General features: G+C 47.6%; 14 protein-coding genes. 6 read left to right on the top strand and 8 right to left on the bottom strand.

Going from position 1 to position 18,600, the window contains the following annotated elements; translation table 11 throughout:
* Window positions 1–25: 25 nt before the first annotated feature.
* Together AC1XUF_RS28555 and AC1XUF_RS28550 are read right to left on the bottom strand one after the other, a co-directional pair.
* On the bottom strand, window positions 26–274 hold the full coding sequence (locus AC1XUF_RS28555) for a helix-turn-helix domain-containing protein (RefSeq protein ID WP_483345282.1): 249 nt from the start codon (window positions 272–274) through the stop codon (window positions 26–28).
* Between the two features lie 20 nt (window positions 275–294).
* Window positions 295–762 (bottom strand): hypothetical protein, encoded by a 468-nt coding sequence (locus tag AC1XUF_RS28550; protein ID WP_483345281.1) that lies wholly within the window; start codon window positions 760–762, stop codon window positions 295–297.
* A gap of 509 nt (window positions 763–1,271) precedes the next feature.
* Here AC1XUF_RS28550 and AC1XUF_RS28545 point away from each other — a divergent pair.
* Window positions 1,272–4,880, top strand: coding sequence for a BamA/TamA family outer membrane protein (locus tag AC1XUF_RS28545; protein WP_483345280.1), 3,609 nt, complete (start codon window positions 1,272–1,274; stop codon window positions 4,878–4,880).
* A gap of 193 nt (window positions 4,881–5,073) precedes the next feature.
* On the opposite strand, the gene AC1XUF_RS28540 is transcribed toward AC1XUF_RS28545, so the two are convergent.
* Together AC1XUF_RS28540 and AC1XUF_RS28535 are read right to left on the bottom strand one after the other, a co-directional pair.
* Complete coding sequence (locus AC1XUF_RS28540) at window positions 5,074–5,223, bottom strand: SDR family oxidoreductase (RefSeq protein WP_483345279.1); 150 nt, start codon at window positions 5,221–5,223, stop codon at window positions 5,074–5,076.
* 40 nt (window positions 5,224–5,263) lie between these two features.
* Window positions 5,264–5,398, bottom strand: a complete 135-nt coding sequence (locus tag AC1XUF_RS28535) for a hypothetical protein (RefSeq protein WP_483345278.1) — start codon at window positions 5,396–5,398, stop codon at window positions 5,264–5,266.
* Window positions 5,399–5,694: 296 nt separating this feature from the next.
* Between AC1XUF_RS28535 and AC1XUF_RS28530 the strand changes: the two genes are divergently transcribed.
* Both AC1XUF_RS28530 and AC1XUF_RS28525 read left to right on the top strand, forming a co-directional pair.
* Window positions 5,695–6,384 carry a hydrolase gene (locus AC1XUF_RS28530; RefSeq protein ID WP_483345277.1) on the top strand — a complete coding sequence of 230 codons (690 nt, stop codon included), beginning with the start codon at window positions 5,695–5,697 and terminating at the stop codon, window positions 6,382–6,384.
* A 295-nt stretch (window positions 6,385–6,679) separates the two neighbouring features.
* Window positions 6,680–6,922, top strand: a complete 243-nt coding sequence (locus AC1XUF_RS28525; protein WP_483345276.1) for a hypothetical protein — start codon at window positions 6,680–6,682, stop codon at window positions 6,920–6,922.
* Window positions 6,923–6,934: 12 nt separating this feature from the next.
* Here AC1XUF_RS28525 and AC1XUF_RS28520 read toward each other — a convergent pair whose 3' ends face one another.
* The 4 genes from AC1XUF_RS28520 to AC1XUF_RS28505 form a co-directional block, all read right to left on the bottom strand.
* Window positions 6,935–9,205, bottom strand: coding sequence for a tetratricopeptide repeat-containing sensor histidine kinase (locus AC1XUF_RS28520; RefSeq protein ID WP_483345275.1), 2,271 nt, complete (start codon window positions 9,203–9,205; stop codon window positions 6,935–6,937).
* A gap of 262 nt (window positions 9,206–9,467) precedes the next feature.
* A complete protein-coding gene (locus AC1XUF_RS28515; protein ID WP_483345274.1) occupies window positions 9,468–10,241 on the bottom strand; it encodes an alpha/beta hydrolase in 774 nt (257 codons plus the stop codon).
* Between the two features lie 184 nt (window positions 10,242–10,425).
* A complete protein-coding gene (locus AC1XUF_RS28510) occupies window positions 10,426–12,357 on the bottom strand; it encodes a sigma 54-interacting transcriptional regulator (protein WP_483345273.1) in 1,932 nt (643 codons plus the stop codon).
* A 10-nt stretch (window positions 12,358–12,367) separates the two neighbouring features.
* Window positions 12,368–14,635, bottom strand: a complete 2,268-nt coding sequence (locus AC1XUF_RS28505; protein WP_483345272.1) for a tetratricopeptide repeat-containing sensor histidine kinase — start codon at window positions 14,633–14,635, stop codon at window positions 12,368–12,370.
* Between the two features lie 322 nt (window positions 14,636–14,957).
* Here AC1XUF_RS28505 and AC1XUF_RS28500 point away from each other — a divergent pair, with 322 nt between their 5' ends.
* Genes AC1XUF_RS28500 through AC1XUF_RS28490 form a run of 3 tightly spaced genes read left to right on the top strand, consistent with a single transcriptional unit; the run spans window position 14,958 to window position 18,592 of the window.
* Complete coding sequence (locus tag AC1XUF_RS28500; protein ID WP_483345271.1) at window positions 14,958–15,740, top strand: alpha/beta hydrolase; 783 nt, start codon at window positions 14,958–14,960, stop codon at window positions 15,738–15,740.
* A gap of 53 nt (window positions 15,741–15,793) precedes the next feature.
* Window positions 15,794–16,813 carry an alpha/beta fold hydrolase gene (locus AC1XUF_RS28495; RefSeq protein ID WP_483345270.1) on the top strand — a complete coding sequence of 340 codons (1,020 nt, stop codon included), beginning with the start codon at window positions 15,794–15,796 and terminating at the stop codon, window positions 16,811–16,813.
* An 18-nt stretch (window positions 16,814–16,831) separates the two neighbouring features.
* On the top strand, window positions 16,832–18,592 hold the full coding sequence (locus AC1XUF_RS28490; protein ID WP_483345269.1) for an amidohydrolase: 1,761 nt from the start codon (window positions 16,832–16,834) through the stop codon (window positions 18,590–18,592).
* Window positions 18,593–18,600 lie beyond the last annotated feature (8 nt).

The raw sequence follows: 18,600 nt of genomic DNA, 5'->3' as shown, positions 1-18,600 counted from the left end.
TTCTATCTGATTGAATTGTTTGAGCTTAGTTGCATTCAGTAAGTAGTGTTTTTACACAATCAGTACCGACCTGAAGCTGTTTTCTGAAATCAGTAAAGTTACAGCCGCTGTTGATTTTGAAAAATTTGCTGAAATGTGCAAAATCATCAAACCCTAGCTGTGCCGCGATCTCTTTCATCCGCATCTGCGGTTGGGCCGCTAGTCTCTTTGCTTCGAGAATGATTCTTTGCTGGATGTGATAGCTCGCCGTAAAACCGGTATTTTTTTTGATCACATCATTCAGGTAACCAGGTGTTATAAACAGACAAACGGCATATGCATTGACCAGCTTTTTTTATGAAAATCACTATTGACCATCAGCATAAATTTCCTGACCAATTCCCCTTCGGCGCCGGTAACAGGGGAGCTGGCCGGGCATTCCATGATCCTCGATAAATGAATGATCAGCATTTTCAAAAGCCCTTGCAGCGCCTCCGACCGTGATTTAAAGCTATTCGATAGCTCTTTAACCATGTTTAAAACTATGAACTCAACTTCCTGCTCCATATCAGCGTCCAGCCGAACTGCCTGCAAAAAATCTTTATTCGGTAGGCGGACAGGGTGGAACAGTTCAAATGCTTCCCACCCGCAGAGAAAAAGTAATTCCTGCGAAAAGCGGATGCTGTAACCTTCCACATTTTCATTCAGTTGGAACGTAACACGTTGTCCTGGCGTAAGCAGAACCACATGATTGTCATTGATTTCCGGCGCTTGAATTTGCATGTTCAAAGTCGCCGATCCCTTCTTCAACCAAACGATTTGATAAAGTCCCCGGACTTCAGGTTTAGGATCTGACCTGGGCTGCCAGCCTGCTCCGGACTTCAAAGGTCGGACTTCAAAGTTGGTAGTAGGGGGACACGTCGCCGACAAGGTATTACGATTTATTCGCTGAGCGGCGGGATTCACACAGAGTATGGAAGCGATCATTGCTGTAATTTTTGTAAACTATTTTTGAAATGTGAACGGAAAGAGTTGCCGGTGTTTAGACTTCCACATTTTAAGTAACAATTATGCCAGGGAGCTAATGAGCTAGTAATCAATATTTTAACTTATTTAGAATAAGATATGTAAACGTCATATCGGTGATCATCATTTTAACAAACGATATTTCGTCACGTGTTACTGAAAGGAAGTTAGCTTTCAATTAAAATCTGCAACATAAACCCTGTTTTAGCTATTTAATCAGTAGAGGATATTGGCTATAATTGCAAATGTGACTTTAAGCTGAACAGATGAGAATACATTTACTTCGAAGGGTGCCGACTACGATATTGGCGATATCATTTTTGGTATTTCTAATTATACCGCAGATTGTTGAAGCCGGTGATTTAAAAGTCGTCCTCACAGGAAACACAGCCGACCTGAAAAACCCGGACGAGCTGTTTCCGATCATTGACCAGCATTTGAAATCCGGCACGGACACGACGGTCTGGGTGATCAATGGTGATATCTTTCCGGATTTGGTTTCCGATGACCAGGTGACGGGATGGAAATCAAAGGCCACCCAGCTTTTGAATGCAAATCCCAAACTTTTTATCCTGATCAACCAGGGCGACCGCGACTGGATGGATTCGGGGAAAAAAGGGTGGGAGAGGCTTCGCGCGATGGATAAGCTGCTGTCAGGCAATGCGCATCCGAGGTTAAAAGTATTTTTTCAGCAGGGCTGCCCCGGACCGTGGACGGTATCTTTTCCAAATCTGGAAGTAGTCGTGATCAACTCGCAGTGGTGGAACCATCCTTTCGAAAAGCCGATACCTACCTCCGATGCCTGCACGATTGCCGATACCGATAATTTTATCGAGGAATTTGAAGGGATACTGGATGAAGTCAAAAATAAAAATGTGCTGGTGCTCTCGCATTTTCCGCTGGTATCGCTGGGAAATTACGGCGGCCGGTTTGCGGTTTCGGATTACCTGCTGCCGCCTAAGGTGGCTTTCCGGCAGCATGTAGGTACCAGCCGCGACATTGTGAACCAGCAGTTCGATCAGTTCCGCTACCGGCTCGCCAATGTACTGCACGATTATTCGTCGGTGATATTTGCATCCGGCCACGAGTTGAACCATTCCATCCTCAAAGCGGACGAAAATTTTTACATCAATAGTGGTGCGCTGGCAGCTGGTGACTTTGTCGTGAAAAACCGGCGCTCTGTTTTGAGTGCTTCCGGGCCGGGTTTGATCGAGTTGACGTATAAGGCTGACGGTCAGGTCGGTTTTAGCTACTTAAAGAATGAAAACAATCAGTTACTGGCTTCAAAAACTGGAGAACTGGTGAAGGCTTTGGCTGCGAAACCGGAAGTGGCGGCGGCTTCAAATAGAAGCCCTCAAAAAAACGGCCCGGTGAAAGTCGCGGCCGGCCCGGAATATGCCAGCGGGTGGTTCAAGCGGATGTGGTTTGGTCAGCATTACCGCTCCTCCTGGGTGACGCCGGTGGAAGTTCCCTATCTGAATATGGACACTACTTTCCGGGGGCTGATGGTCACCGGCAAAGGTGGCGGCCGGCAGACGACTTCGCTGAAAATAACGGCGGGAAACGGTAAAGAATATGTTTTTCGATCGGTGGATAAAGATCCTTTCCGGGCGCTGGGTTTTGAGTTGCGGGGGACGGTGGTGGCCGATGTGCTCAAAGACCAGACTTCCACCCAGCAGCCTTATGGCGCGATGGCCGTGGCGCCGCTGATGGACAAGATCGGCGTTTTGCACGCTACGCCCACCTTGTACGTCCTGCCGGACGATCCGAAACTCGGTACATTCCAGAAAGATTATGCCAGTTTGTTCGGCATGCTGGAAGAGCGGCCGAATGATAAAATCGCCAAGGATAAGGTGTTTGCCGGGGCCAAGGACATTGAAAAAAGCTTCAAAATGTTTGCCAAGATCTACCACGATCATGACAATTACATCAACAAAGAGGAATTCGGCAGGGCCAGGATCTTCGACCTCTGGATCGGCGATTGGAGCAAACATGAGGACAACTGGAAATGGGCGGGTTTCAAAGACGCGCGGGGAGAGGTTTTCAGGCCTGTCCCCCGTGACCGCGACCACGCATTCTCACGCTGGGACGGCATTATCCCCTGGCTCGCCGACCGCGAGTGGGGCGTCCCGAATGGTGAGAATTTTGGCGAGAAAATTCATGGCCTGCGAAGCTTAATGTGGCAGGCGCGCCACCTGGACCGTTTTGCGGGAAATGAGCTCACAAAAGAGGACTGGATCACCGCAGCCAAAGAAATCCAGCAGTCGATCACCGATCACGACATTGAAGCGGCCGTACGGAATATGCCTGCGGAGATCTATGAAAAAGACGGAAAGGAGATCGAGAGAAAACTGAAAATCAGGTTGAAAGACTTGCAGAAATATGCCGGGGAGTACTATGCTTTGCTGGCCAGGGAAGTAGATGTGGTAGGCTCAAATAAAAAGGAATTTTTTCAGGTAAACCGAAATACAGACGGTTCCGTGGAAGTGACGGTCAGCGGAGTGGATGATCACAAAAAGGCCGATCCGAAAAAGATTTATTATCACCGGACATTCCAGGCCAGCGAAACCAAAGAAATCCGGCTTTTTGGCTTGCAGGATGATGATATTTTTGAAATAAACGGAAACGCACCCAAATCCATCCTGGTCAGGATCGTCAGCGGCGGAGGCGACGATGTGATTTCCGATCAGTCGATAGTTTCCGGGAAAAGCAAGATGACTTTAGTGTATGACCAATCTGCCGACATTAAAACCGATGCCGCAAGCGGATTGAAAAATGTAATACCCAAGCATGCAGGACTTTATGAGTACGACCGGAATGCATTTAAATACAACACTTACCTGCCGATCGCGCTTTTTACCTATAACCCATTTATCGGAGCGGCTTTTCACAGCGGCGTGACATTTTCCAGGCAGCGTTTCGACAAACCTGACTTCAGCGCAAAACACGCATTTCGGGCCTCTGTAAGTGTAAAAGGAAATTACGATTTCAGTTACAGCAACCAGTTCCGGGAGCTGGCAGGCAAGTGGGATGGGATTTCGGGCGTGAGTATCTCCCGGCCGCTGAATTATAACTACTTCTTCGGGGTGGGTAATGATACCGAAAATGACAAGGAGCGACCCTCCAACTACTACCGCGCCCAGTACAACTCCATCGCCGCATTCGTGGGTCTCACCCATACATTCTGGAAAAAAAGCCGGGTAGATCTGACTGCAAACTACGAATTGAACGAAGGTATCCGGCGCCATAACAGTTATCTGGGCGATCATCCCGAAGTTTTCGGGGTGGAGAGGCTTAACCTTTTTTATGCCAAAGGTTTGTTCAGCCTCGATTTCCGCGACAGGATCGCCCTGCCGGAGCGGGGTTTCCTTTTTGCAGTCACCGAGCAGGCCGGCCACATTTCAAACTCGAATAACAAACTGTTTTCGATTTCCGAAGCGGAGGTTGAACAGTACATTTCAACTTACAGCAAAAACCCGCTCACACTGGGCCTGCGGCTGGGTGGCGGGTTTAGCGAGGGACAGATCCCTTTTTACAAAATGCTGTCGCTCGGTCAGCTGAATGATCTGAGGGGTTATAAAAGAAACCGCTTCACCGGCCGCGCGCGCGCATTCTTAAATACGGAACTCAGGTACCAGCTGGTACAGACGCGCAACACATTTATCCCGCTCAAAATAGGCGTCCGAGGCTTTTACGACCTCGGCCAGGTGTGGACAAATGGTGAAGACCATGCAGCCAAATACTGGCACAAAGGTTACGGAGGCGGCTTTTATGTGACACCATTCCGGGAGCAGTTTGCATTCAATGTCAGCGCGGGCTCCTCGAAAGAAGAGTCACTGCTGCTGATGATTTCGGTAGGCAGTTTTTTCCGGTAAAACAGAAATATGGCCCAACTCTGAGGCGGTATTCCGAATCACGGCGGCAGCAGAACTTGAAACCGTTTTAATCCGGATAGCGACAACATCGTGTTGATGTTAAAGTGCGCCTGATCGAATGTATGCACTCATTATTGCCAGCTTTTGAGAAATGAAGTAATAGGCTGCCCAATGCAAGTCCGGCCAACTTTATTCAGTCACCTTTTTTGGTCCCAAACAAAGTAAAGTCGCCGGGGCTGATCGCATTTACACGTATTTTTCTGGAAACCAGTTCAGCGGATCGGTTTTTGGCAAGTGTAAGCATTGCACCTTTTGAAGCGGCATAAATACTGGCGCCAGGCATCAGCAGTCAAAAACAGCCGACGTTTATCCCCATACGTATCTTACAGGCTGGGCGCATTGATTTCCATGTTCTTTGTCAGGTCAGACATGGATGCGCCTGCATATCCTTTTTTCCAGAAAACATCCAGCGCTTTCTGCGGCGCCGTAGCTTCATCAAATTTCTTCGGGCGCGCCATCGTTTTTTTGTATCGTTCATTACCATAAGAAAAGCCAATCGCTTTTTTTTCTATCAGTTAAGGTAGAGAAAAAGCGAATGGTTGACGCTACGATGGATTTGAGCTGACGCTATTTCGTCGAATGCATCCGGTGACAAACGACATATCGTTTGATTTGAAAGACAAAAAATATTTAATGCGCTCAATGCTAATTAGTTAATTATTGGGCATCGTTTTGTCTCACTGCTTAACATCCTCAGATGAAACAGCGCCTGAGGATGCTAAACTTTAAAATCGTTCACTTAAACTTTATCTCCATGATGAAAAATGTCTCTATCATCCTTACTCTTTTGGTTGGACTTACACTTGCTGCCCATGCGCAGAAGCCGAGTGACTGGCTGTTAAATCCAACCAATCATACGCTCGTACTGATTGATAATGAAGGTCAGATGGCTTTTGCCACAAAAAGTATTTCGATTACTGAATTGCGCAACAACACCGCGATAGTGGCGGGCGCTTCCAAAATCTTTAACATTCCAACAGTTGTCACCACCGTCGCCGAAAAATCATTCAGCGGGCCGGTTTTTCCCGAAGTCGGCGAGTTTTATCCTGCATCAGTTTACCTCGACAGGACCACCATGAATACCTGGGAAGACGTTAACGCCCACAAGGCGATTGTGGCTAAGGGAAAAAAGAGAATCGTTTTTGCGGGCTTATGGACCAGCGTCTGCATTGTGGGGCCGGCATTGTCGGCGATTTCGGAAGGCTATGAGGTGTATGTCATCACAGATGCGTGCGGTGATGTGAGCCTGGAGGCCCATGAAATGGCCGTGCAGCGAATGGTACAGCTGGGGGTAAAGCCGATGACTTCTGTCCAATATTTACTGGAACTGCAGCGCGACTGGTCAAGGCGTGACACCTATAAGCCTGTAAATGATTTGATTAAAAAGTATGCGGGCGCCTATGGTGTCGGTGTTCAGTATGCCCAGGAGATGCTTAAACATTGATTCGCATTGAAAGAAAACGATCGAGCTAAGCGGTCACGCAAAATCCATTTTTTTTTTAAATATGATTTGAAGAAAAGAATTTTTAAAGGACGGAGCTATGCCCGGTGCCGGTTCTCTACTGCTTCCGAGCATTCCATTTTTAAAAACAATACAACAAAAAATACGCAACCAACGGAAACCTCAAAATGGCCCGGTGGATCGCGGCTAGTCATCTCCATATCGATGCAGTTTGAAGCCGGAGGTAAACCGGAAATGGGTTTTGATAGCCCATTTCCGGCAAATCTGGAAAAAGGTTATGCGGATTTGCCGGCAAAAACAGGGTTCCACTAAGGGAAAAACTTCGCAGTTGTACCTTGCACATTACGCTGCAACGATATTCAATTCCTGGAAGGCAGACACGTTTCTCGGCACAATTTTAGGAGCACTTAAGCTGGAATTCGACCAGCTATATAAAGAAGGCGCTGTCAAAAAAAGGGATGATATCGCGCTTATGACATTAAAAGATCAGTCTGCGTTAATTGAGACCGATTATATGTGAGTGGGAATGTTTTCATGCGTGAAATAAAAAGTGATTGTGCTCATCGGTCGGCTGATAAATAAAAGTGATTTGAACAACCGTACCGTGCTCCTTCCGTATTTCCAGGTGACCATCTATGTCACCGGATAATCCTCTTATCAGCGTGAATCCAAACGAATTAATCTTAACCAAACTTAAGTCTTCTTCTTTTATCCCAATTCCATTATCTGCAATAGTCAGTACAAAGCGCCTGTCTTGCGGCTGTTTCAATTTAACGGATATAACACCAGGCCTCCCTCCTGGAAATGCATATTTGATCGAATTGGTAATCACTTCATTCAATATCAGACCCAGCGGAACCAAATGGCTGATATTCATGTCAGTTGAGTCAATATCCAGTTCAAATGTAATTGAACTCCCGATATTGAAGCTGTCTTTCAGGTATTCTACCATTTCAGCGGCGTAGATAGCAAAATCATAACAGGATAGATTATCACTTTGATATAACTTCTGATGAATCATCGACATGGACTGAATGCGATGCTGACTTTCTGAAACAGCCATTTTCGCCTCACTGCTTTGTAAAAATTCGGATTGACTTTCCAGCAGCCCGACAATCATGTGCAGATTATTCTTAACCCGGTGATGAATCTCTTTGATCAACCATTCTTTTTCACTCAGCAGACGCCCAAGAGAAATATTCTTTGCATTTATTTCATCTTGTTTCGCCTGTAATTTCCTACTGTTTTTTTTACTTGATACAAAGCTGTGATATAAAAGGCCAATGATGCCAAGCAGCAATACCATGCTTAAAAAAGAAATTTTCTGCACAAGGGAGGCTTCTTTGATTAAGCCGTTTTGAAGCTGTGATTGCTTAGTTAATATCTCAATATTTTCATCTTTTCTTTCAACATCATAAATCACTTCGATCTGATTTAATTGCCTGAGTTTCGTCGCATTAAATAGGGAGTCTTTTAAATGCGTGTACAATCTGTAATTACTGATGGATGCCAGATAGTTGCCCTTGGAAGAATCAAGCCGGGATTGCCACAGGAAGTTATCAGCCTCATCCCCCTTCGTTTTTGATTTAACGGATAAAACTTTGTGCAGAGAAATATACTTAGCTGCCGGGTCATTGTCGCCCACGTCGAGATAAAATGGAATAATTGTCGCATAGATCCTGGACAATACTTCATCATCCGGCTCAGACCTCGCGACCATTTGAAGCAAATTATGACAGTAAAGTTTGGCTTCTTTGTATCGGTGAATTTTTTTTAAAGACCTGATATATACGGGGGCCACATCTAATAATTCTCTATTTCTCACAACAGGGTATTTTTGCAGTGTTTGGTTTAAAAGCGCAACGGCTTCTTCCGGACGCCCCAGTTCGTTAAGGACGGAAGCCGTATTTGCAGAAACCTCGTGGATAGATCCTGCGTCCTGATATTTAATGGCAATTTTTAGAGAGATATGAAGGTAAAAGTATGCTTTCTCATATTCCTGTCTATCCCCATAAGTCAAACCGACTCTATTGTAAAAAGTGCAAAGTTGCAATGTGGTATCCCCAACAGCTTTTGCATTTTGCAGGGCCATTAAGCCGTAATTTAGTCCCTGGCGGCTATCTCCTAAATTTGTATAGACCCGCCCAAGCAAATCATATACCCCCATCAGACTCTTGTAATCAATTTCCCTGTAAATTTTTAATGCATTTTTCAATGTGGCCAGCGCCTGGCCATAGTCGCCTTGGAGCATGTGAAGGTCTCCGAGTTCCTTCAAAACATGACCTTCTTTTAATTTGTTGTTACCTTTCCTGAATGCCAGCAAGGACTGGTTCACAAGCTTGATCCGCTCCCGAATATCACTTTGTGATAGGGAATAACAACCCTGAAGCGAAAAATATCCCTCACCTAAAAGTGAATAATTGTTGTATTTGCTTGCTATTTTAATTGTTTCAATTGCATAATGCCTGCCCATTTCGGATTGACGAAGTTCATTATATATCCAAGACATCAAGAGGTAACTGGTACCAATTCCGTTATGGTCGTGTAGCGTTGTGGATAATTTTTCTGCAGACTTTGCAAAGTAAAGAGAACTGTCGAGGTGAGTAGGTAGTTCTCCGATTCTCCGGAGGTATTGATTGCTCAGTTTTAATAAAAGCTGAACTTTATTTGAGTCGGCATTTGCCCGTTTTAACTCATCAAGAAGTGGCGCACTATCTTTGGCAAAAAATGGTCCGGGTTCTTGTCCGAATACCAATGTCGATGACCATAAAATCGCGCAGCATATAAGCAGTTTCTGGAACATAGGATCTGACCTTTAGCATAGACCTTAAAAGTGTTCGTAACTCATAATTTAACCGACTGTTTCACTGGTTTACCGTGTGTCAGATCCGTCTAGCAAAATATTTTACAAAAATACCGCTCCCAAATCATGAAGCGGTATTCCGAATCAACTGTACTATTCTCACTATGCATCAAATTCTTGAACCTTCGTTTTGTGATCGTGAATTTCAGATCTCAGTTGCAGTGTAACCCTTCGCGATTAATCGTTCTTACTGCTGTTGTCGCTATTTACTCAGCTTCGAGGCAGTCATGATAACCTTCGAAACTTCGACGGGATGTGATATAAAGGGCACGTGGCTTCCCTTGATTTCGGTGATTTTGGAACCCGATCGTTTGTACATATTCCGCTCAATGTCGGGGTTGATGCTTTTATCGTCGGTTGCTACAATCGTCCAGGAAGGCTTCGTTTTCCAGGCTGCCTGCGAAAGCACTGCTCCAAATGATTCGGCCGCAATCGGCCCTTGCGAGGCATACATAAAATCAGCCTCTTCCTTACTCAGGTCTGCACAAAAACCTGCATGGTATTTGGCTTTATCGTAGTAAATAAATCCATTGCTGTCAGGCGCACCTATCCCGTTTTCAGCGGCTGGCGGCAAAGATGTGGCCCATTTTAAGGTGTTTTCACCCTGGTCGGGCTGGAAAGCTGCGACATAAACCAACCCGGCGACTTTGGGATTCATGCCGGCTTCCGTGATCACGGTGCCACCCCAGGAATGGCCCACCAGAATGACTGGCCCATCCTGTTTGTCGATAATCCGATTGGTTGCCGCCACATCGTCTTTCAATGAGGTTAGAGGGTTCTGGACAACCGACACATTGTACCCGTTTTTAGACAAATATTGATAGACGCCCTTCCAGCCCGAGCCGTCCGCAAATGCACCATGCACGATCACTACATTTTTAACATCTTTTGTTTGGGCCCTGATACCCGAAATGGTTGCGAGTGTGAGCAGAAATGCTGCCGGGCAGCGGTGGAGCAGGATTAGTAAAGCTTTCATGAGTAAGGATTTGATGGTTTAAATGAATAATGCCCGCAGGTGGCGATCAGGCCGGCCTGCGAACAAATGGCACAAATAAGAATGCCCGAACAATTATTCACTGAAAATCAAATACTTACACTACGGAATCGACGGTATTTCGTTTGCGGCTCTCCGGTAAAAACGAAATATCGTTGCGGGCACTTTACACGCTGAAATCTCGCCTGATCCCCAGCTTTTTCATTTTTGAACCCAATGTGGTCGGTGGGATATTCAATATGGCAGCCGCGCCGTCTGCGCCCCTGATGCGGCCATTACATTTTTTCAGGACTTCGATGATGTAGTCGCGTTCATTTTCGAAAATGGTTTTCAGGCGCACTTCTTCGGCCTTTTCGGAGCGTTTGGCTGGTTGCTGCGATGGAAGCGGAATCTGGTCAATCTGGTCACTTTTGGCGAGAAGGACGCTTCTTTCGATCAGGTTTTCAAGTTCGCGGATGTTGCCCGGCCAGTCGTAGGCAACCAGATTCGCCATCGCTTTTTCCGAAACACCGGAGATTTTCTTGCCCGTTTTCTGGGAATAAATTTTAACAAAATGCCTCACCAGCAGCGGAATGTCGTCCCGTCGCTCGGCCAGGGAAGGTACATGTATCGGAAAAACATTCAGCCGGTAGTACAAATCGAGCCGGAATCGACCTTCGGCCACTTCCTTTTCCAGGTTTCGGTTGGTGGCGGCAATAACCCGGATGTTGACCTTCACCGGAGCCCGGCCGCCGATGCGTTCGATTTCTTTTTGCTGCAATACGCGGAGCAGTTTTACCTGGGTTTCGAGCGGCATATCGCCGATTTCGTCCAGGAAAATGGTGCCGTTATTGGCCTGTTCAAACCGGCCGACGCGTTTTTCCAGCGCCCCGGTGAATGCGCCCTTCTCATGACCGAAAAGTTCGGATTCAATCAGGTTAGCAGGCAGTGCAGCTGAGTTTACCTTAATAAATGGCTGGTTTTTTCTGGGAGAAAGCGCATGAATACTGTCGGCGATACGCTCCTTGCCCGTGCCGCTTTCACCGGTAATCAATACCGAAGTATCTACCGGCGCCACCTGGGAAATGAGGTCAAACACCGCAGTCAGTTGAAGGCTCTGGCCGATAATGTCATTGAAAACTGCATTGGGAGAACTGTTCTGCGGGCCCGGAGTGGCATTTCTGACGTGGGTCTCTGCCTGATGCCCGAAACTTTGCGTAGCCAGTACCAGAAAGGGCCGGATCCGCTGACATAAGGCTACCTGATTTTGCGTAAAACCATCGCTGCGCCGGTTGTAAAAGGCAAAGGAAAGTACGTTTTCGTTTTTTGAAAACATGGGCAGCGGCAGGTGCAGCATGGCGTTCATCCCAAAAGTATCCGCGATCAGCTTGTGCATCGAAGGCCGAAATGCCGCTGACTTGAAGTCGCCCTCATTATAGCATTGCAAATCAGCGGGCATTTTGGCAGCATATTGCAAGGCTTCCATTTCCCGCGGCTTCAGATTGGATATCATGCGGAGCCCCTCCTGCGTGATGACCTGATATTCATTAAACCCGATCCTGAGAAAATGCAGGCTTTCATGCTGTCGCGCGGTTCCGGAATAACCTACTGCCAGGAAATCAAATGAAATAAAAGGCTGCAAAACCTGCGCGATCATCAGCAGCTTCTGCTCCCGGGCCGCGTCGCTGGCCGTAATGTCGGCAAGCTGTGTTTGCAGTAAAGTTTCCTTCCGAAGCTGCGATTCCAGACCGTTTTCATGGTGATAGGCTGCAATTTGCAGCGCCACCAGCAAATCTTTCTCGCGAAAAGGTTTGACCAGAAAACCATTGGGCTGCGTCGCCTTGGCTGCATTCAAAACCTCTTCATTGGAATTGGCGGAAAGATAAATGAAGGGGATATTCACCTGGCGCAGGCTGTGGGCCAGATCGATGCCAGTTCTGTTTCCGGTCAAGAATATGTCGAGCAAAACGAGATCAGGTTTTTCGGCTGCGATGATCTCCTCGGCCTGCTCCACCGACCGCGCCACGCTGCATACCTCGTAGTCGGCACGCTGCAGCATGATGCGTAAATGATTTGCCTCAATGAACTGATCTTCAACGATGAGTAATTTTTTAATCATAATCCGGCATTTAAATCATTGCAAATTGTGCCATTTGTTTTTCTTCGGGAATGTAATCGAAACTGATCCGGATGGTGGTGCCGCCATCACTGCTTATTTCCAGTTTCCCTTCGAGCTCTTCGCAGAGGCCTTTGATCAGGGTTAAGCCAAAAGAATTTATTTTGTTTACATTAAAATCAGGAGCCAGGCCGGTACCGTTATCGGAAATGGTCAGCACAAAATGTCGTGGTCTTGTTTCTTTAAATGTTACATCAATTTGTCCCGCAGAACAATTGGCAAAAGCATATTTCAAAGAGTTAATAATTGCTTCATTCAATATTAATCCCAGCGGGATCGAGTGGCTGATATTCATTTCAAGGCGGTCAATGTCGAGGTTGAATGTGACCGGACATTTGTTTTCAAAACTGTCTTTCAGATACTGCACCAGCTCGTGAATGTAGGGCGAGATTTCGATGGAAGTCAGGTTATCGTTTTGATATAATTTCTGATGGATCATCGACATAGATTGTATCCGGTGCTCACTCTCAGCCAGCGCCATTTTTGCTTCATCCCCTTTTAAATATTCCGACTGGCTTTCCAGCAAACCTACGATCATGTGCAGGTTGTTTTTCACCCGGTGGTGGATTTCTTTCATCAGCCACTCTTTTTCGGTCAGCAGGCGGCCGAGGGAGATGTTTTTGTTGTTGATTTCCTCCTGCCGGGCGGCCAATGTCCTGTTATTTTTCCTGACAAGCCGGTAGCCGTAAAACAACAGACCGATAATAACCAGGAGGAGGGCAATGCTGACATACGTAAAGTTCTGGATGCGTGAAGCCTGGTGCAACATATTTTGCTGAAGCGCTGATTCTTTTTTGAGTAGAGCGATGTTTTCCTCTTTCTTTTCGGTTTCGTAAACAATTTCCAGTTGATTGATCTGCCGGGTCTTGTTCTCGGCGAAAAGTGCGTCTTTTGATGTACTATACCTTTGGTAATGTGCAAGTGCAGAAAGATAGTCGCGGTTCACCGAATCCAGGGTTGCTTGCCAGCGATCGTTCATGATCCGGAGTTCTTTAGAATGCGATTTTTCGGCCAGTGCTTTATGTAGCCGGATCAATTTGGTGGCTGGCACATAATCGGCTTTGGCCATGTAAAAGCGGATCAAGGTCTCGTATATCCTTTCCTTATGGGCGTTTTCATCGACAGGCTCAGCCACAATCGCCAAAAGCTCGTTCACATACTTTGTCGCTTTGTCGAATTGCCTTAAATCCCGGTACAGGTGCACATAAACGCGGTCGAGCCAGAATTTGCGAAATAACTGATTTACAGGAAATTTTTCCCGGATACGGTTGAGCAAGCGTAGGGCATCATCGTACTTTCGCAGCATAATGAGCGCGTTGCCCCTATTTCCTGCCATCATATGGACGGTGATCGTATCCTTAAATTTTTCTGCGATCTCCAACCCGTTCGCAAAGTTTTCACTGGCGTTTTTGTACTCACCGACTACGAACTGGGTCAATCCTACCCGGTTGTAGTAGGTGGCAACCGAAAGAGAAGTGTCTTTGAGCGCCCGGGCAGACCGCAAGCCCAGCATGCCATACCTGATGGCTTCATCGGGCATTCCCATAATATTGTACACCGTACCCAAAAGGTCGTAGACCGGCGCCAGCCTGGTATATCCGACGGACTGATAGGTTTGCAAGCATTTTTTTAAAAAGTAAAAAGCCAGCCTGTTGTCGCCTTTGATCATATAGAGCTCACCCACCGCCAGCATGACATCCCCGACCTTCAAAGTATATTTTCCAGCCTGAAATGCAGCCATTGATTTTTTTAAATAGTTGATCCGCCCCTGGATCTCCGAATCCGAAAGTGAATAAAAGCCTCCCAGCCGGTAATAGCTTTCTCCCAGCATAGCATTATTTTTATGTTGGGTAAATATGCTGATCGCCTTTGTATTAGCCTCTTTCGCCTTTTCCGTCTGATCGAACAACCTGAGAATTGCAGCCTGCTGGAAGTATGCCATCGCCAGACCTTGCGCAAAGTGAAGGGAATTGGCGAGCTTTTCAGCGGCATTACTGTAAAGCCGGGCACTGTCCAGTTCTTTTGCATTCCTGCCTGCCCGGTAATAATACTGGTCGCTCAGTTGCAGGTACAAGTTGACGCGGCTGGTGTCGGGTTGGCTCTTTCTGAGTTTGGCAAGAATTGGCGCAGTGTCCTTTGGCGTGAAGGGGCCGAGGTAATCCGCGTAGGAAAAAAAGCTTAAAAATAAGAATACGCTGAGCAGGGGTAGAAGTTTGGGCATAGGAAAGGTAGGTTTACTACAACAGATCACAAATTATACCAGCATCTCATCCCTGATTGTCCCTTGTATCGCCACAACGCTGAGTCATCCAAATATCGTCAGAAATGGCTTTAAATGAGGTTTTCCCGGTAAATAAAGTGACTTCTGGTAGCGAGCCGACGAAATGCCGTTTTGTTGCCCAACGATATTTCGTCGACCTGCCTATTTTACCGACGAAATGCAGTTTTTCGAATCCTAATTTTCAAAACAAAGCACTGATAATCAGGTGTTTGAATTTGTGGTATCGCTTTGGAGTGCTTACTGGCAAACCAATAGGATCACAATGAAAGATAAAGACAGAACTATTTTGTTCGTCACGGGCGCATTCGTTAGCAATGCCTGCTGGGACGACTGGAAGCTGTACTTCGAAAAGCTGGGGTACAAAACGCTGGCGCCGCCCTGGCCGCACAAAGACGCTCCCGCAGAAACCCTCCGCAACCGCCATCCTGATCGGGACATTGCCTCCAACCGACTCGCCGATCTGGTGGAATATTACGTCAGGATCGCCGCACGACTGCCTGAAAAGCCTATTCTGATCGGACATTCGATCGGGGGATTAATCACGCAACTGTTGCTGCAAAGAGGCCTGGCCGCCGCGGGTATAGCGATTCATTCTGTGCCGCCGCAGGGTATTATGACATTCAAATTATCCTTCCTGATCGCAGGCTGGGGACCGCTGGGATTTTTTACGCCCGTGAGCAAGACTTTCATGATGTCTTTCAGCCAGTGGCAATACAGTTTCACGAACGGCCTGCCGCCGGATGTGCAGAAAGAAGGTTACTACAAGCTGGCGATCCCCGAATCCAAGCAGATTGTCCGGGATACGATTACCAGTGTTGCCAAAGTGGATTTTGAAAAACCGCACGCGCCGCTGCTGCTGATTTCCGGCTCGGCAGACCACACCATTCCGGGCTCGCTCAATTACGACAATTTCCGCAAATACAAACCCGAAGGCTCCGTCACCGACTATAAGGAATTTCCTGGCCGCACGCATTACGTGCTGGGACAGCCGGGCTGGGAGGAAGTTGCGGAATACTGCCAAACCTGGCTTTGCTCACTTCAATAATGCATTGATTCCTGACTACACAAATCCAATTCTTATCCAAAACAATTTTCAAAATGAAATCCAGCGTTTACTCCAAAACGGCACTCTCCGGAACCCCCAAGATCGCAGTAAGTCTTTTCTGTATCAGTCTTTTGATGACCATGCTCGCCTGCGACCCGGCAAAAAAAGAAACGGGAGAAAAAGCCACGGCAGACAGTACGGCCACGGCTTCACAATCGGTGAAACCCGCCGATCCGCCTTCGAATTTTAAACATGAAACCGCCCATGTGAATGGGGTCAATATGCACTATGTCATCGGAGGCTCGGGTGCGCCTTTGCTGCTGGTGCATGGCTTCGGGCAAAACTGGTATATGTGGAACCGGCTGCTGCCGGAGTTATCCAAACATTTCACCGTGATCGCGCCGGACTTGCGGGGAGTAGGGGAGTCGGACAAGCCAGAAGGCGGTTACGACAAAAAGACGATGGCGAAAGATCTGCACGAACTCATGAAAAAGCTGGGCTACAATCAGATCAACCTGGCTGGTCATGATATCGGTTTGATGGTAGCTTATGCTTATGCCGCTCAATTTCCTTCGGAAGTGAAAAAGCTGGCGCTGATGGATGCTTTGCTGCCGGGTATCGAGCCGGTTTGGAGCCAGGTGAAGGCAGGGGCGTGGTGGTTTGGCTTTTTCGGCTGGCCGGCGTCGGGCAGTATTGTCGCCGGCAAGGAAAGAGAATTTCTGACCAATTTCTGGCCGGTGGTAGGGCATGTTGAAAAGCCTTTTACTACCGAGGAAACGGAAGAGTTTATACGTGCCTATGCCGTAAAAGGCGGGACGACCGGTGCATTCCACTGGTTCGGCAACTTTGACCAGGATGCGAAGGACAATGTGGAATTTGCCAAAACAAAACTGACCATGCCCTTGCTGGCGATGGGAGGCGAATATTTCGGGGCAGCATTTCTGAAAGACCATTCCAAGCTGGTGGCTACCAATGTGAGCGAAACCAAGATCATGGGCTCGGGCCACTGGGTGGTGCAGGAGCAGACCGAGCAGGTACAAAAAGCATTGCTGGACTTTTTTCTCGCCAAATAGCCGTCTGTCATCATGTTTATGAAAGCGATAATCATAGCGCTTCCGCTGCTGGGATACCAGCTGGCGGCCGCGCAGAAAGCCGACCTGATCGTCACAAACGGCAAAATTGCGACCATGGTGAAGGCAGGCGAATTTGTAGAGGCGGTGGCTATGAAAGACGGCATTGTGCTCGGCACCGGAACTTCTGCCAAAGTGTTGGCGGATTTTAAATCGAACGAAACCAAAATCATCGACGCGAAACGCAAAACCGTCGTCCCGGGCATTAACGACAGCCATATCCACATTATCCGCGAAGGTTTGCATTTCAACAGCGAGCTGCGATGGGATGGCGTTAAAACTTTGGCGCGGGCGATGGAAATGTTGAAAGAGCAGGCAGCGCGAACACCGCCGGGCGTATGGATTAAAGTGATCGGCGGCTGGAATGAATTTCAGTTTGCAGAAAAAAGACAGCCCACGCTGGCGGAAATCAATGCTGCCGTGCCCGACAAGCCAGTTTTTATCACCTATCTCTACGGCAAGGCATTTTTGAACAAAAAGGGAATCGAAGTGCTGGGATACGATAGTAAAACGCATTACGAAGGCAGTCTGGTAGAGCTGGACGGCGAAGGTAACCCGACGGGCATGTTGTTCGCCAAGGAAACGCCGAAAGCGATCTACACCACCCTCGGCCTGACGACAAAATTGTCCGACGAGGAGCGGCTCAACAGTACATTGCAGTATTACCGCGAATTGAACCGCTTCGGGATTACCAGCGCGGCGGACGCGGCGGGCGGCAGCCAGAACTATCCGTCGGATTATTCGGTGGCGCTCAAACTGGCCCGGGAAGGCAAACTGAACATCAGGACTTCCTATTTTTTGTTTGCGCAGCAAAAAGGGAAAGAGCTGGAAGATTATCAAAAATGGGTAGCGAGCGCAGTTCCTAACAAAAATGACCACATGCTGCTGCCGAACGGATATAATGTGGAAGGAGCGGGCGAAAATTTGGTAGCCACTGCCGCGGATTTCGAAAATTTTCTTGAACCAAGGACTATTCTTTCGGACCAAATGGAGGCGGACCTGGAACCGGTAATCCGCTTGCTCGTCAAAGACCGCTGGCCTTTCCGGCTGCATGCCACTTATGGCGAATCGATCGAGCGGATGCTGGCGGTTTTTGAAAAAGTAAATAAAGACACACCTTTTAATGGGTTGCGCTGGTTTTTTGACCACGCCGAAACCATCACTGACGAACAGCTTGAACGGGTGAAAAAGCTGGGCGGGGGAGTAGCCGTGCAGTTCAGAATGTACTATCAGGGCGAGTTGTACGAAAAATTGTACGGCAAGCCCGACCGCCAGCTTCCTCCCATTAAAAAAATGCTGGCCATGGGCATTCCCGTGGGAATGGGAACCGATGCTACGCGCATTTCAACCTACAATCCGTGGATGGCGCTGCACTGGCTGCTGACCGGCCAGACGATCGGCGGCATGCAGTTCTGGCCTAAAGATCAGATTTTGGATAAATACACTGCCCTGCATATATATACCTCCGGTAGCGCGTGGTTCACAGGCGAAGAGCAGTTGAAAGGCAAAATCGTGAAAGGAATGTATGCGGATATGTCGATCCTGACGGACGATTATTTCTCCATCTCTGCCGACCATGTGCGAAAGATCGAATCGCTCGTGACAATCGTAAACGGGAAAGTGGTGTATGCCGCCGGCGATTTCAAGGCACTGGATAAGCCCGCGCCCGCGGTGATACCGGATTGGTCGCCTGTGAAGTTTTATGGTGGTTATCAAAAGTAAACTCTGAA

The organism is Dyadobacter sp. HNCC25DJ185, assembly GCF_056895195.1.
Note: the sequence above shows the minus strand (reverse complement) of the source record. Positions and strands in the feature narration are given on the sequence as shown.